Genomic DNA, 14600 nt, shown 5'->3' with positions numbered 1-14600 from the left:
TTACATTCTAAATACGCCAAATTTCGAATCACGTTTTGGTGCGTTATTCGCAGCCGTTAACGCAAGCCCTAATACACTTCGCGTGTCGGCAGGGTCTATAATGCCGTCGTCCCACAAGCGTGCGCTGGCGTAATACGGATGACCTTGTTCTTCGTACTGATCAATAATTGGCTTTTTAAAGTCACTGATTTCTTGCTCGCTCATGCTTTGGCCTTTACGTGCTAAACCATCTTGTTTAACTTGCGCCATTACACCCGCTGCTTGCTCGCCGCCCATGACAGAAATACGGGCATTAGGCCACATCCACATCATGGTTGGTTCAAATGCACGGCCACACATTCCGTAGTTACCTGCGCCGTAAGAGCCGCCAATAAGTACTGTAAATTTAGGCACATCAGCACACGAAACCGCCATCACCATTTTAGCGCCGTGCTTAGCAATACCTTCAGCTTCGTATTTTTTACCCACCATAAAGCCGGTAATATTTTGTAAAAACACTAAAGGAATATTGCGCTGAGCACACAGCTGAATAAAGTGCGCGCCTTTTTGCGCCGACTCACTAAATAAAATACCGTTATTAGCTACTATGCCAACCGGGTTACCGTAAATGCTGGCAAAACCGGTGACTAACGTTTCACCAAAATAGCGCTTAAATTCATCAAATGAGGAATCGTCCACTGTGCGCGCTATTACTTCGCGTACATCAAACGGCTTTTTAAGGTCGGTGCCTACAATGCCGTAAAGCTCATTAATATCATAACGAGGTGGTTTTACATCCTCTAGAAGAGGGGCGGTCGGACGTGTGTAATTAATACGCTCAATACATTGGCGCGCAATAGAAAGCGCATGAGCATCGTTTTCAGCGTAGTGATCGGCAACACCCGACACTTTACAGTGCACATCGGCGCCGCCAAGCTCTTCGGCAGTTACTTCTTCGCCTGTTGCTGCTTTTACAAGCGGCGGGCCTGCTAAAAATATAGTGCCTTGATCTTTGACAATAATGCTTTCGTCTGCCATTGCAGGCACGTACGCACCACCTGCGGTACATAACCCCATTACCACGGCAATTTGTGGGATACCTTTACCCGACATACGGGCTTGATTGTAAAAAATACGACCAAAATGCAGCTTATCCGGAAATACATCATCTTGCTCTGGCAGGTTTGCACCGCCCGAATCAACAAGATAAATACACGGTAAGTGGCAACGCTCTGCAATGTCTTGTGCGCGTAAATGCTTTTTAACGGTAAGCGGAAAATACGTACCGCCTTTAACCGTGGCATCGTTTGCAATAATCATGCATTCAATACCTTTTACACGGCCAATACCAGCTACAACACCGGCGCACGGTATTGCTTGCTCGTATACACCAAAGGCAGCAAATTGTGAAATTTCTAAAAACGGTGAGCCTTCGTCAATTAACGAACTTATACGGTCGCGTACAAATAATTTACCACGGCCTTCGTGGCGCTCCTTTAATGCAGCGCCTCCGCCTTGGCTAATTGTTGCTACCTTACTGCGTAAATCGTCCACCAGCGCCGACATGTTTTTATGGTTTTGCACAAACGTTGGGTCGTGGGGGTTTACGCTCGATTTTAAAATCGTCATGGTTTAATCCTTAACGGCTTTCAGTGAAAAGTTCGCGACCAATAAGCATGCGGCGTATTTCAGATGTACCTGCACCAATTTCGTATAATTTAGCGTCACGCAGCAAGCGGCCTGTGGCGTATTCATTTATGTAGCCATTGCCACCTAAAATTTGAATCGCATCAAGCGCCATTTTAGTTGCAAGCTCTGCGGCGTATAAAATAGCACCGGCTGCATCTTTACGGGTGGTTTCGCCACGGTCACAAGAACGAGCTACCGTGTATACGTATGAGCGCGCAGCATTCATTTGTGTATACATGTCGGCTACTTTGCCTTGAATTAACTGAAATTGACCAATAGGGGTGTCAAACTGTTTACGCTCATGAATGTACGGAACTACTATGTCCATACACGCTTGCATTATGCCAAGCGGGCCTGCTGCAAGTACTACGCGTTCGTAATCAAGGCCACTCATAAGTACTTTAACGCCTTCGTTTAAGTTACCTAAAATGTTTTCCTCTGGCACTTCACAGTTTTCAAATACTAGTTCACAGGTGTTTGAGCCGCGCATGCCCAGTTTGTCAAGCTTTTGCGCCGTTGAAAAACCAGGGAAGTTGCTCTCAACAATAAACGCGGTAATGCCTTTAGCGCCGGCATCTAAATCTGTTTTAGCATAAATAACTAGTGTGTGTGCGTCAGGGCCATTGGTGATCCACATTTTATTGCCGTTTAAAATGTACTTATCGCCTTTTTTTTCGGCTTTGAGTTTCATCGATACAACGTCAGAGCCCGCATTAGGCTCGCTCATTGCAAGAGCACCAATATGTTCACCACTAATAAGCTTTGGCAAATATTTTTCTTTTTGAGCTTGTGTGCCGTTACGGTTGATTTGATTAACACACAGGTTTGAATGCGCGCCATAGCTTAGGCCAATAGAGGCACTTGCACGGCTAATTTCTTCCATGGCAATAACATGTTCTAAGTAACCTAACCCTGCGCCGCCTAGCTCTTCAGATACGGTCATACCCAGTACGCCCATTTCGCCCATTTGAGTCCAAAGTTGATTTGGGAAAGCGTTATCTAAGTCAGTTTTTTCAGCAAGTGGGGCAATTTCCTGACTCGCAAAACTGTTTACATGGTCGCGGATCATATCGGCGGTTTCGCCTAGGCCAAAGTTCATTTCTTTATATAGTGAAATAGTGCTCATGATTCATTCCTGTGTGGGGATGTGTGTTGTCAGTGTGTTTTTATTTTTAAAATAAACTTACTCGTCTATTTTGTTTAGCGTGTCTCTGCAGCGGCGCTCGGCCGTTACCAACTCCATAAGAACAACTTTAATGTCGTCCATTTGTTGAGATAGGTCGGATTTTTTTTCTGAAATAAGGTCAAGCATGGTAACCAACTGCTTAGCGCTTGATTTATCTGCGTCGTACAGTTCAAACAAACGACCGGTTTCGGCAAGCGTAAAGCCCAATCGTTTACCACGTAATATTAGTTTTAAACGCACTTTGTCGCGTTTTGAATAAATACGGGTTTGACCATTACGCTCTGGGGTTATTAACCCTTGGTCTTCGTAAAAACGAATAGAGCGGGTAGTAATGTCAAACTCTTTAGCGAGTTCGCTAATGCTAAATGTTTGTTCATTACTGGCCGGTATATTGGCTGAGCTTGCAAAGTTTGTTTGATTATCTGGTTTCATAGTTGTATTTACCTCATTCGAATAACTCCAATATAAGTGAAGTTTACGTAAAGGTAAAGCTTGGTGTGGTTTGAAACTATTTACAAAGGAGTGTTGGTGTGAAATTTTAATTTATACTTTTAATATTCAATGATTTAATTTAATTTACTCAGTGTTGGTCTAAAACTGGAAAATAATGCTTACACTTTTAAAACTAAAAATTAAGCTGTTTTTAGTTGACGTTGGCGTAAACGTTAGTATTGTGTATGAGTATTAAATAATAAATGAATACTAAATTAATAGAGCAAATATACTAACAACTATTTGCATTAAATTACAACGGAGTTAGTCATGACTTTAGAATCAGTGGTAATTGTAGCAGCAAAACGTACCCCAATGGGTGGTTTTATGGGAGCGTTAAGTGATGCGCAGTCTACCGAGCTTGGCGCAACCGCCATTGCCAGCGCACTTGCCCAAACTGGTTTAGCTAATAACGCAATAGACGAAGTAATTATGGGCTGTGTATTACCAGCAGGCCTTGGGCAAGCGCCTGCTCGCCAAGCAATGTTAAAAGCAGGCCTTGCACTTAGCACGGGTGCTACAACAATTAACAAAGTATGTGGCTCTGGTTTAAAAGCAGCCATGCTTGCAAATGATTTAATTAAAGCGGGCTCTATTCAATCTGCTATTGCCGGTGGCATGGAAAGCATGACAAACGCACCATACTTTATTCCAAAAGCACGTGGTGGAATGCGAATGGGTCATGGCGAAATAAAAGATCACATGATGAGTGATGGCCTTGAAGATGCTTACGACAACAAAGCAATGGGCTGTTTTGCACAAGACACCGCCGACGAGTACGGCATTGGCCGCGAGCAAATGGATGCGTTTGCACTGGGCTCATTAAGTAAAGCAAAAGCCGCTATAGAAAACGGTAGCTTCGATAACGAAGTTGCACCGCATACGATGCAAACACGTAAAGGTGACGTAACAGTATCGATTGATGAGCAACCAGGTAACGCCCGCCCAGAAAAAATCCCAAGCCTACGTGCAGCGTTTAAAAAGGATGGCACCATTACAGCGGCTAATTCATCGTCAATTTCAGACGGTGGCGCGGCGCTTATATTAATGAGCGAATCAAAAGCAAAAGAGCAGGGCTTAACACCGCTTTGTAAAATTGTAGCGCACAGCACACACTCTCAAAAACCCAGTGAATTTACAGTAGCGCCAGTAGGGGCTATGAACAGCGTGCTTGAAAAGGCAGGTTGGGCTGTAAACGACGTTGACCTTTGGGAAATTAACGAAGCATTTGCCATGGTAACCATGCTGGCTATTAATGAGTTAAAACTTGATGAAAGCAAAGTAAACGTGAACGGCGGTGCATGTGCACTTGGCCACCCAATTGGTGCAAGCGGCGCGCGTATTTTAGTAACGCTTATTCATGCTCTTAAAAACCGAGGCCTTAAAAAAGGCATTGCGTCTCTATGTATTGGTGGCGGTGAAGCGGTTGCTATGGCTGTAGAAGCTTACTAATTAGGTATTTAACAGCAACATGAATAGTTAAACGAATACCTAAATTAATAACTATAAAAGCGCTGCACTAATAATACTAATAAAGCGGCGCTACCAATTTCAAAAGAGAACACACAACTTTTAAAAGAGAACACACAACTCACACACTAGGATTTAATCATGCACCAAGTACCACTACTTATTAATGGCGAATTTATTCAATCAGCGTCAAAAGAGCTTATCGATGTTATAAACCCAGCAACTCAAGAAGTACTTGCACAAGTGCCATGTACCACAGAGTCAGAAATGGACGCGGCAATTGCCTCAGCCTCAGAGACGTTTAAAACATGGAAAGACGTACCCATAACTGAACGTGCTCGCATTATGATGAAGTACGCTGCGCTATTAAAAGAACATCACGATGAGCTTGCTACCATTATTTGCCACGAATTGGGTAAAACATTTGAAGATGCAAAAGGCGATGTTTGGCGTGGTATTGAAGTAGTAGAACAAGCCGCTAACGCACCATCATTAATGATGGGTGAAACAATGGAAAACGTAGCGCGTAAAATCGATACGTATTCTTACATGCAGCCACTTGGCGTATGTGCAGGTGTTACCCCGTTTAACTTCCCTGCAATGATCCCACTTTGGATGTTCCCGCTGGCTATTGTATGTGGTAACACCTTTATTTTAAAACCGTCTGAGCAAGATCCACTTACACCAATGCGTTTAGCAGAGCTATTTATTGAAGCTGGTGCCCCAAAAGGCGTATTACAAGTTGTACACGGTACAAAACCACAAGTAGATCGCTTACTAGAAGACAAAGCAGTACGCGCTATTTCGTTTGTTGGCTCATGTGGCGTAGGTGCTTATATTTATTCTAAAGGCACACAAACCCTTAAACGCGTGCAAGCGTGTGTTGGTGCTAAAAACCACATGGTTATTATGCCTGATGCTAGTAAATCGCACGTTGTAAACAACCTAGTAGGCGCATCAGTCGGTGCTGCTGGCCAGCGTTGTATGGGTATTTCGGTTGCTGTATTTGTAGGTCAGGCAAGTGAATGGGTAGACGAAATCAAAGCAGGCTTTGAAAATGTACGCCCAGGCGTGTGGGATGATGCAAATGCAGCATACGGACCACAAACATCAAAAGCAGCAAAAGCGCGCATTTTATCGCTTATTGCTGGTGGTAAAGAGCAAGGCGCTACTTGTTTAATTGATGGTTCTGACTTTACGGTTGAAGGGTATGAGCAAGGTAACTGGGTTGGCCCAACGTTATTTACTGACGTAACCAAAGAAATGGATTTATACAAAGAAGAAATATTTGGCCCAGTACTAGCGTGTATGTTTGTAGACACGCTTGATGAAGCAATCGCACTAATTAACGACAGCCCATACGGTAACGGTACCTCGTTATTTACGTCAAGCGGCGCAGTGGCTCGTAAATTTCAACACGAAATTGAAGTAGGCCAAGTAGGTATTAATGTGCCAATTCCGGTACCACTTCCGTTCTTTTCGTTCACCGGTTGGAAAGGCTCGTTTTACGGCGATACACACACGTACGGTAAACAAGGTATTCGTTTTTACACAGAAACTAAAACGATTACCTCACGTTGGTTTGAAGACGACATTGCGTCGGGTCCAAACATGAGTATTAACTTAAAGTAATCATGATTAAAATGAATAACTAATAATAAAAAAGATGGGCGCGAAGGCTACTTCACACACAACACACACATAAGCCTTCGCCGCTCGTCACTAACTATCCCCTTAATGGGAAAGCGACACGCAACAAACACACAACAACAAACACACAACTAAAGAGGTCTCTACCATGGACTTTAACTTATCAGAAGATCAACAAGCCTTTGCGCAAACTGCACGTCAATTTGCCGAGTCAGAACTCGCACCCTATGCAGCAAAGTGGGATCGCGAGCATATTTTTCCTAAAGACACGATTAAAGCAGCGGGCGAACTTGGTTTTTGTGGTTTATACACGCCAGAGGAAGCAGGCGGCCTTGGTTTATCACGTTTAGATTCGAGTATTATTTTTGAACAGCTTGCTATGGGCTGTACAGCAACTACGGCCATGTTAACCATTCATAATATGGCCACGTGGATGGTAGCAAGTTTTGGTACTGATGCCGTTAAAGACAAATACGTAGAGCAATTAGTAATGGGCGAGCTACTTGCCTCTTACTGTTTAACAGAGCCAGGCTCTGGCTCAGACGCCGCATCACTTAAAACAAAAGCCGTGCTTGAGGGTGATGAGTACGTTATTAACGGCTCAAAAATGTTTATATCGGGCGCGGGCGAAACCGAAGTATTAGTTGTAATGGCACGTACAGGCGGCGAAGGTGCTGCGGGTATTTCGGCATTTGTAGTCCCGGCCGACGCAAAAGGTGTTGAATACGGCAAAGCAGAAGAAAAAATGGGTTGGAACGCACAACCTACACGCCTAATTAGCTTTGAAGATGTGCGCATTCCTGCGCATAACTTATTAGGGGCAGAGGGCGAAGGCTTTAAATTTGCGATGCAAGGCCTTGATGGCGGTCGAATTAACATTGCCACATGTTCAATTGGTACAGCGCAAGCGGCGCTTAATACCGCCCGCGAATACTTAAAAGAGCGCACTCAATTTGGTAAACCATTGGCTGCGTTTCAAGCACTGCAATTTAAAATTGCCGATATGAACACCGAACTTGTAGCCGCGCGCCAAATGGTCAGGCTTGCTGCATTTAAACTTGATAATAACGACGTTGAAAAAACAACTTACTGCGCCATGGCTAAACGCTTTGCTACCGATGTTGGCTTTACTGTGTGTAACGACGCACTGCAAATTCATGGTGGTTACGGTTACATAAAAGAATACCCGCTTGAACGTCATGTACGTGATGTACGAGTTCATCAAATTTTAGAAGGCACTAACGAAATCATGCGTGTAATTATTGCGCGCCGTATTTTAGCGCAGTCAGCAAGCGACGTTTTATAAGGAGCAATTTATGTCAGAATCTAAATCTAATCCGAGTATTGAACTAACAACCGAAGGTCATGTTGCAATTTTAACTATGTCTAACCCGCCAGCAAACACGTGGACAAAAGACACCTTAGTTGATTTAAAAAATACCGTTAACGCGCTTAATAACAATAAAAATATTTATGCATTAGTACTAACTGGCGAAGGCGAGAAGTTTTTTAGCGCGGGTGCCGACCTAAACGTATTTGCATGTGGCGATAAAGGCGTAGCTGCTGATATGTCGCGTGTATTTGGTGAAGCATTTGAAGCGCTTACTAATTTTAGAGGCGTGTCGGTTGCTGCCATTAACGGTTACGCAATGGGCGGCGGGCTAGAGGTGGCGCTTGGATGCGATATACGTATTGCGGAAGAGCAAGCACAAATGGCATTGCCTGAAGCTAAAGTAGGGTTATTACCCTGTGCGGGTGGTACACAAAATTTAGCATGGCTTGTAGGCGAAGGCTGGGCAAAACGCATGATTTTATGCGGCGAGCGCTTGAAAGCCGATAAAGCCCTACAAATTGGCTTAGTAGAAGAAGTAGTACCACACGGTGAAAGCTTTGCAGCGGCATTAAAACTTGCAAACCAAGTGGCCGATCAAAGCCCCACCTCAGTTGCAGCATGTAAAACATTGATTCAAAAAGGGCGTCATCAACCGATGGCAAGTGTATTGCCTCTTGAGCGTGAATTGTTTGTTGGATTGTTTGATACACAAGATCAACAAGAAGGCGTAAATGCCTTTTTAGAAAAACGCCGCGCTAACTGGGTAAACGGCTAATGAGTGCTTTAACAGTATTAAATAACGCCGATGAGCCCGTAGTATTTGAAACCGCAACCGCAGAAAATGGCAGTTTAATTGGGCTTATTACACTCAACGCGCCAAAAGCCTTAAATGCACTTAATTTTGAGATGATCAAATTACTTGAGCCGCAATTGCGAGCTTGGCAAGACGATGAAACTATTGCAATGGTTTTGTTAAAAGGCGCAGGCGATAAAGCATTTTGTGCAGGCGGCGATGTTGTAAGCCTTCATCATGCAATGGCGCAAGGTAAACCAACAAGCTTAGTTGAAGAGTTTTTTACGCTCGAGTACAAGCTTGATTACCTTATTCATACCTTTGATAAACCTATCCTTGTTTGGGGTAACGGCATAGTAATGGGCGGCGGTTTAGGGCTAATGGCCGGTGCTAGCCACCGCGTTGTAACTGAAACATCACGCATTGCCATGCCAGAGCAAACCATAGGTTTATACCCAGATGTAGGCGGCAGTTACTTTTTACATAAAATGCCACAAAGTGTTGGATTATTTTTAGGGTTAACGTCGGCCTCTATAAACTGCGACGACGCGCGTTTTGTATCGCTTGCCGATCACTTTATCGAAAGCACTAAATATGATGCCATGCTTGCGCAAATTTTAACTGCCAAGTGGGATAAAACAGCAAATTTAAATCATGAGCGGTTAACCGATTTACTCACCGATTTAGACAACCAGTCGGCGCGTATGCCAAAAGGCAATGTAAAAGCTAACCTAAAAACGATTCAAAAACTGGGTGAGTTTAAAACCTTGCAAGAGCAGGTTAATTATATTTTAGGGCTAACCACTGATGACAAGTGGCTACAACGCGCTCAAAAATCACTTAAACACGGATGCCCATTAAGTTGTGCACTCGTTAGTGAGCAATTAAAAACCAGCAAAGGCAAAAGCTTATTAGCGTGTTTTAAAATGGAGCTGGGTATGTCGGTTCGCGCTGGCGAAGTAGGTGAGTTTCAAGAAGGTGTAAGGGCGCTATTAATAGATAAAGACGGTGCGCCTAATTGGCAATACAAAACACTTAGTGATGTACCACAAACAATAATCGACAGCTTTTTTGCTAATCGCTTTGGCGAAAACCACCCACTCAATGGCTTAGACACGCGAACACACATAAAGGAACAACTATGAGTAAATTAAACATAGGTTTTATTGGCTTAGGCAATATGGGCGGTCCAATGGCGGCTAACTTAATTAACGCTGGGCATACTGTTAGCGTGTTCGATTTAAACCAGTCGGTCGTAAATGAACTTGCAAGCAAAGGCGCAAAAGCAGCAGTTGATGCAAAACAGTGCGCAACTAACGCTGATGTACTTATTAGTATGTTACCTGCGGGCAAGCATGTTAAATCGCTTTACTTAGGTAATAACGACGACAGCGGTTTAATTAAAGAGCTGAGCAAAAATACATTAGTAATTGATTGCTCAACAATAGATGCAGAATCAGCACGTATTGTGGGCAGTACACTTGGCGAGAAGGGCATTAGCTTTGTAGATGCACCGGTATCGGGCGGCGTTGCAGGTGCAACAGCAGGCACACTTACTTTTATTGTTGGCGGCGAAAAAGCAGCGTTTAATAAAGCAAATACAGTGCTTAGTGATATGGGTAAAAACATATTTCATGCAGGCGACATTGGCGCAGGGCAAGTAGCAAAAATATGTAATAACATGCTACTTAGCATTTTAATGGCAGGCACCAGCGAAGCACTGCAAATGGGTATAAATAACGGCCTCGATCCTAAAGTACTTAGCGACATTATGACTGCAAGCTCTGGCCGTAACTGGACGCTTGAGCTTTACAATCCTTGCCCAGGTGTAATGGATGCAGCCCCTGCAAGTAACGATTACAAACCTGGCTTTATGGTCGATTTAATGGCTAAAGACCTAGGCCTTGCCATGGAAGCCGCGCAGCAAAGTAATTCATCAACCCCTATGGGGTCAATGGCTAAAAATTTATACACTATGCTACAGCATCAAGGTGCAGGCAGCGATGACTTTAGCGCCATATTTAAATTGTTTTCGAAGTAGGAGTAAACCGTGGAAATTAAAAATAATACGGTAGTAATCACAGGTGGGGCGCAAGGTTTAGGTTTCGCTATGGCGCAAAAGTTTGCAGCTATGGGCGCAAATATTGCACTTATTGACATGGCACAAGATTTATTAAACAACGCATGCGAGCAACTAAACCAGTTTGAAGGCGTAAAAGGTATAATTAAAGGTTACGCTGCTAATGTGACTGTTGAAAGTGAAGTAGAAAACGTATTTAGTACTATTAACAATGATTTTGGCCACATTAGTGTGCTTATTAACAACGCTGGTATTTTGCGTGACGGCATGTTCATAAAAGCAAAAGACGGAAAAGTGGTTAAAAAAATGTCGCTAGAGCAATTTCAATCAGTGATTGACGTTAATCTTACCGGCGTATTTTTAGCAGGGCGCGAAGCTGCAAGCCACATGATTGAATCAGGCAAAGGCGGCGTCATAGTTAATATGTCGAGCGTAGCGCGGGCAGGTAACATAGGCCAAACAAACTATGCTGCCTCAAAAGCGGGTGTTGTGGCACTTACCACTACATGGGCTAAAGAACTTGGTCGATTTGGTATACGCGTAGGCGCTATTGCACCAGGTGTTATAAGCACCGCCATGACCGACGCCATGAAGCCTGAAGCTAAACAACGTATGCTTGCAGTAACGCCAGTAGGGCGCTTAGGCGAAAGTGACGAAATTGCGCATACTGCACAATACATAATCGAAAACGACTTTTTTACCGGTCGCGTGGTAGAAATAGACGGCGGCATTCGTTTGTAAATTAAGTTTTTACGCTTGAATTTAAAAAGCATGGCCCTTGTAGGCTGTGCTTTTTTGTTTTAAATCGGGGAGATTTATAATCTGGAAAAAGGGCTAATAACCCCGTTTGCACCTTGCTGCAATACATGAGTATAAATTTGTGTGGTTTTAACATCAGAATGGCCAAGCTGAGCTTGAACAGTTCTTATATCGGCGCCATTTTGCAGTAGATGAGTAGCAAAAGAGTGCCTTAATGTATGAGGTGTTATTATTTTTGTTAACCCTGATTTTTGGACGGCTTTTTTAACCTCTTTTCTAATACAAGAGTGATGAAAATGATGTCGCCTTATTTCACCACTTTGAGGATCTGAACTTAACATATGAGAAGGAAATAAATACTGCCATGCTAGTGTTTTTACGGCTGAAGGATATTTTTTTGTTAAGGCATATGGCATCCACGCGCCGGCATATTTAGTGTTATTTAAATCAAGCTTTAGGTAGTCATCAACGTTTAAAATTTGAGCTCTCAGCATAGGGATCAGCTCTGTAGCGAGCGTTACAATACGATGTTTATTTCCTTTGCCATTCCATACTTGAATACATTTATAATCAAAATCAATATCTTTCACCCTTAATTGCACCGCTTCCATTACTCTTAAACCACTTCCATACATAAGGGCTGCAATTAAATAATAGCGCTTATTTAAATGAGCCATCAACATTTTAACTTCCTCTGGGGTCATCACGACAGGGAGCTTTGCTTGTTTTTTACTACGGGCAAAATTTAAATTTAATGAAAGTTCGTTTTTTATTATATGTTTGTATAAAAATGACAATGAATTGAGTGCAGTGGCTTGCGTACGTGGTGCAACGTTTTGCTTTAACACTAAATGTTCTAAGTAGCACTCGACTTCATTGTCTCCCATTGAGGCGGGATGGCGTTTATTATGAAAATGGATATAAGATGCAATCCATCTTAGGTAGGTATCGATGGTGCGTAATGAATACTGACGTACCAACATATAATCGGCTATATAATTTAAAAATGGAGAGCGTGTTTTCATATTACCACCAATAATATGGCTGTATTTATATACAGTATAGTTGCACTGCTCCCATATTCAAGAAAATGAGCGACGAGCGCATTTTGTCTTTTATTGAGAGTTTGTGTGCTAGTAAAAAATTATATATAGCAATGTGTTAAGTTATTTGGTAAAAATGATTTATTGAATACATGAGCGTGACATTGGCAGATATATGCGCGATGAGCGCACTATAAAATTGTTATATTGCTAAATAGTTTCAGTTTGCTTTCAGCTCGGAGAATAAATGAAAAAGGGACTTACAGATATATTTGAGGTTGATTCAGTAGCAAAGACTCTAGCTCTTTGTGTAATAACTATTGGCTCATATTTAATTTATAAGCTTTACCGGTTTTCTAGCCAAATCAATCAACATACAGAGCTTAAAATATCTAAAGCTTTTATTACAACAACTATTGTTTTGTTTGCTATCTCTTTGGGTAGTTTAATTTATGGTTTAGCTAACTTTCATGATCTTGCTATTTTAAAAAGCTCACTTGGTATTCATATGATTTCAAGTGTTTTTGATGTAACTTGGATAGTTATGGTACGTAATCGTATTAATCTAATTGCAGGTTCTAAAAAAGGTGACAAGCTTTGGTTAAACCCATTTATTACATCAATTTTTCATGTGATTTATATGCAACATAAAATAAACCAAGGTTTGGTTAAAAGCGCAATATAACAAGAAAATAAACAAGGACACGTAAAAGTTGGCTACGTTTCGCTTCGCTGCACAATTTTAGCCAACCATTACTTAGCCTGTTATTTGGGCGTTAGGCGATCATCTATTCCATCACTCATGAGGGTTACTATGTTAATAGGTCGTGTTTCTGAACTTACGGGAGCAACTCGTAAAGCTATTCGGCACTATGAGTCAGTTGGTTTGATAACTCCTCCAGACAGAAAGGGTAGCTATCGCATTTATAACGACCATGATGTAATGGTCATAAGTATGATTTGTCGTGCCAAAACACTTGGGTTTAGCCTATTTGAAATCAAAGATATAGTCTCTATAAAAACGAAAGAAAAGAAACTTCCTATTGATTTAGTTTATCGACTCATAGATAAAAAAATATCAGATCTAAAACAAGAAGCTGAGGAGCTTTTATGCAAAGTGGATGATTTGAACGAATTTAAAGTAGATTTAGTTAAAGAATTCACTTGACCTTCCCCTTAAGGGGAAGGCTTACAGTTAACTTATAATTAACTGACAGGATGATTTATAGTGAAAAAACTGAATTTTGAAAACACAACCATATTAATAACAGGCGCATCTTCTGGTATCGGGAAAGAGTTTGCGAAACAACTCGCTAGCAAAGGAGCTAATTTAATTCTTACAGCTAGAACGCATAGCGACCTAATTAATTTAGCGGAAGAGCTAGAGCATGAACATACGAATATTTGGATTAAAACTATTCCTGCCGACCTAAGTGAACTAAATGGATCTAGAAAATTATTTGAACAAATAAATGATTTAGGCCTGTCGGTTGATTATTTGATTAATAATGCTGGTTTTGGGAAGTTTTGTGAGTTTTCTGGTCAGAGCTTTGAAACTTATCATGAAATGTTGATGTTAAATATTAATGCATTAGTAGAGCTTACTCATTTATGTTTACCTACAATGATAAATAAAAATAGTGGTGGAATTATTAACGTAGCTTCTATTGGTTCTTTTCAACCTCTACCTTACCAAACTGTTTATGGTGCATCTAAAGCTTTTGTTTTAAGCTTTTCAGAGGCACTTACTGGGGAGTTATTGGATGCCAATATTCGAGTTATGGCCTTATGCCCAGGGACTACCGAGTCTCGTTTTATGGAAAACGCTAATGCTGATACATCTAAAATGGACTTAGCTCCAGCAAGCGAAGTGGTTAGAGCCGCGCTCATTAATTATGGAAAAAATAAAATGTATACGGTATCTGGAAAAATGAATTACTTAATGTCTTTAATACCTCGATTAGTTTCACGTAAAAGAACGGTCAAAATAGTGGTTAATATGTTCAAGGATAGTGTAGTAGGAAAATGAGCTTAGTTTTAAATATCGCCTAACAAGTGACTATGGTGTCAATTCCTAATTTCAAACCATTTTAGGATCCCACATGACACCATCCCTCACCATAGAA

At 41.8% G+C, this 14600-nt stretch carries 14 protein-coding genes; 10 read left to right on the top strand and 4 right to left on the bottom strand.

What is annotated here, in order from left to right:
• Genes WNY98_RS09235 through WNY98_RS09225 form a run of 3 tightly spaced genes read right to left on the bottom strand, consistent with a single transcriptional unit; the run spans position 1 to position 3286 of the window.
• Entirely contained in the window at positions 1-1608 is a 1608-nt protein-coding gene (locus tag WNY98_RS09235; RefSeq protein ID WP_342877729.1) for a carboxyl transferase domain-containing protein, read from the bottom strand.
• A gap of 10 nt (positions 1609-1618) precedes the next feature.
• Positions 1619-2794, bottom strand: a complete 1176-nt coding sequence (locus tag WNY98_RS09230) for an isovaleryl-CoA dehydrogenase (protein WP_170070948.1) — start codon at positions 2792-2794, stop codon at positions 1619-1621.
• Between the two features lie 57 nt (positions 2795-2851).
• Positions 2852-3286 (bottom strand): MerR family DNA-binding transcriptional regulator, encoded by a 435-nt coding sequence (locus WNY98_RS09225; protein ID WP_024597970.1) that lies wholly within the window; start codon positions 3284-3286, stop codon positions 2852-2854.
• 330 nt (positions 3287-3616) lie between these two features.
• Here WNY98_RS09225 and WNY98_RS09220 point away from each other — a divergent pair, with 330 nt between their 5' ends.
• The 7 genes from WNY98_RS09220 to WNY98_RS09190 all read left to right on the top strand — a co-directional run bounded on the left by WNY98_RS09220 (position 3617) and on the right by WNY98_RS09190 (position 11413).
• Entirely contained in the window at positions 3617-4798 is a 1182-nt protein-coding gene (locus tag WNY98_RS09220; RefSeq protein ID WP_342877728.1) for an acetyl-CoA C-acyltransferase, read from the top strand.
• A 159-nt stretch (positions 4799-4957) separates the two neighbouring features.
• Positions 4958-6448 (top strand): CoA-acylating methylmalonate-semialdehyde dehydrogenase, encoded by a 1491-nt coding sequence (locus WNY98_RS09215; RefSeq protein ID WP_342877727.1) that lies wholly within the window; start codon positions 4958-4960, stop codon positions 6446-6448.
• Between the two features lie 166 nt (positions 6449-6614).
• Positions 6615-7772: an acyl-CoA dehydrogenase family protein gene (locus WNY98_RS09210; protein ID WP_101217337.1), complete on the top strand. Its 1158-nt coding sequence runs from the start codon at positions 6615-6617 to the stop codon at positions 7770-7772.
• A 10-nt stretch (positions 7773-7782) separates the two neighbouring features.
• Positions 7783-8574, top strand: a complete 792-nt coding sequence (locus WNY98_RS09205) for an enoyl-CoA hydratase (protein WP_342877726.1) — start codon at positions 7783-7785, stop codon at positions 8572-8574.
• A complete protein-coding gene (locus WNY98_RS09200) occupies positions 8574-9737 on the top strand; it encodes an enoyl-CoA hydratase/isomerase family protein (RefSeq protein ID WP_342877725.1) in 1164 nt (387 codons plus the stop codon). The genes WNY98_RS09205 and WNY98_RS09200 overlap by 1 nt, the downstream gene beginning before the upstream one ends.
• Positions 9734-10633, top strand: coding sequence for a 3-hydroxyisobutyrate dehydrogenase (gene mmsB / locus WNY98_RS09195; protein WP_342877724.1), 900 nt, complete (start codon positions 9734-9736; stop codon positions 10631-10633). The genes WNY98_RS09200 and mmsB overlap by 4 nt, the downstream gene beginning before the upstream one ends.
• A 9-nt stretch (positions 10634-10642) precedes the next feature.
• Positions 10643-11413: an SDR family oxidoreductase gene (locus WNY98_RS09190; RefSeq protein ID WP_342877723.1), complete on the top strand. Its 771-nt coding sequence runs from the start codon at positions 10643-10645 to the stop codon at positions 11411-11413.
• A gap of 74 nt (positions 11414-11487) precedes the next feature.
• Here the strand turns inward: WNY98_RS09190 and WNY98_RS09185 are convergent, their stop codons facing one another.
• On the bottom strand, positions 11488-12456 hold the full coding sequence (locus tag WNY98_RS09185) for an integron integrase (protein ID WP_342877722.1): 969 nt from the start codon (positions 12454-12456) through the stop codon (positions 11488-11490).
• A gap of 265 nt (positions 12457-12721) precedes the next feature.
• Here WNY98_RS09185 and WNY98_RS09180 point away from each other — a divergent pair, with 265 nt between their 5' ends.
• The 3 genes from WNY98_RS09180 to WNY98_RS09170 all read left to right on the top strand — a co-directional run bounded on the left by WNY98_RS09180 (position 12722) and on the right by WNY98_RS09170 (position 14503).
• Positions 12722-13159, top strand: a complete 438-nt coding sequence (locus tag WNY98_RS09180) for a hypothetical protein (RefSeq protein WP_342877721.1) — start codon at positions 12722-12724, stop codon at positions 13157-13159.
• A gap of 129 nt (positions 13160-13288) precedes the next feature.
• A complete protein-coding gene (locus tag WNY98_RS09175) occupies positions 13289-13642 on the top strand; it encodes a MerR family transcriptional regulator (RefSeq protein ID WP_342877720.1) in 354 nt (117 codons plus the stop codon).
• A 60-nt stretch (positions 13643-13702) separates the two neighbouring features.
• Entirely contained in the window at positions 13703-14503 is an 801-nt protein-coding gene (locus tag WNY98_RS09170) for an SDR family oxidoreductase (protein ID WP_342877719.1), read from the top strand.
• The last annotated feature ends 97 nt before the right edge of the window (positions 14504-14600 follow it).

The organism is Pseudoalteromonas sp. AS71 (assembly GCF_038900275.1).
Taxonomy (GTDB): Bacteria; Pseudomonadota; Gammaproteobacteria; order Enterobacterales; family Alteromonadaceae; genus Pseudoalteromonas.
Note: the sequence above shows the minus strand (reverse complement) of the source record. Positions and strands in the feature narration are given on the sequence as shown.

What these genes read in the sequence shown, in the direction of transcription:
- WNY98_RS09180 (WP_342877721.1), top strand. Translation starts at nt 12,722, where the DNA reads ATGAAAAAGGGACTTACAGATATATTTGAGGTTGATTCAGTAGCAAAG.
- WNY98_RS09220 (WP_342877728.1), top strand. Translation starts at nt 3,617, where the DNA reads ATGACTTTAGAATCAGTGGTAATTGTAGCAGCAAAACGTACCCCAATG.
- WNY98_RS09185 (WP_342877722.1), bottom strand. Translation starts at nt 12,456, where the DNA reads ATGAAAACACGCTCTCCATTTTTAAATTATATAGCCGATTATATGTTG.
- WNY98_RS09230 (WP_170070948.1), bottom strand. Translation starts at nt 2,794, where the DNA reads ATGAGCACTATTTCACTATATAAAGAAATGAACTTTGGCCTAGGCGAA.
- WNY98_RS09210 (WP_101217337.1), top strand. Translation starts at nt 6,615, where the DNA reads ATGGACTTTAACTTATCAGAAGATCAACAAGCCTTTGCGCAAACTGCA.
- WNY98_RS09235 (WP_342877729.1), bottom strand. Translation starts at nt 1,608, where the DNA reads ATGACGATTTTAAAATCGAGCGTAAACCCCCACGACCCAACGTTTGTG.
- WNY98_RS09205 (WP_342877726.1), top strand. Translation starts at nt 7,783, where the DNA reads ATGTCAGAATCTAAATCTAATCCGAGTATTGAACTAACAACCGAAGGT.
- WNY98_RS09215 (WP_342877727.1), top strand. Translation starts at nt 4,958, where the DNA reads ATGCACCAAGTACCACTACTTATTAATGGCGAATTTATTCAATCAGCG.
- WNY98_RS09175 (WP_342877720.1), top strand. Translation starts at nt 13,289, where the DNA reads ATGTTAATAGGTCGTGTTTCTGAACTTACGGGAGCAACTCGTAAAGCT.
- WNY98_RS09200 (WP_342877725.1), top strand. Translation starts at nt 8,574, where the DNA reads ATGAGTGCTTTAACAGTATTAAATAACGCCGATGAGCCCGTAGTATTT.
- mmsB (WP_342877724.1), top strand. Translation starts at nt 9,734, where the DNA reads ATGAGTAAATTAAACATAGGTTTTATTGGCTTAGGCAATATGGGCGGT.
- WNY98_RS09225 (WP_024597970.1), bottom strand. Translation starts at nt 3,286, where the DNA reads ATGAAACCAGATAATCAAACAAACTTTGCAAGCTCAGCCAATATACCG.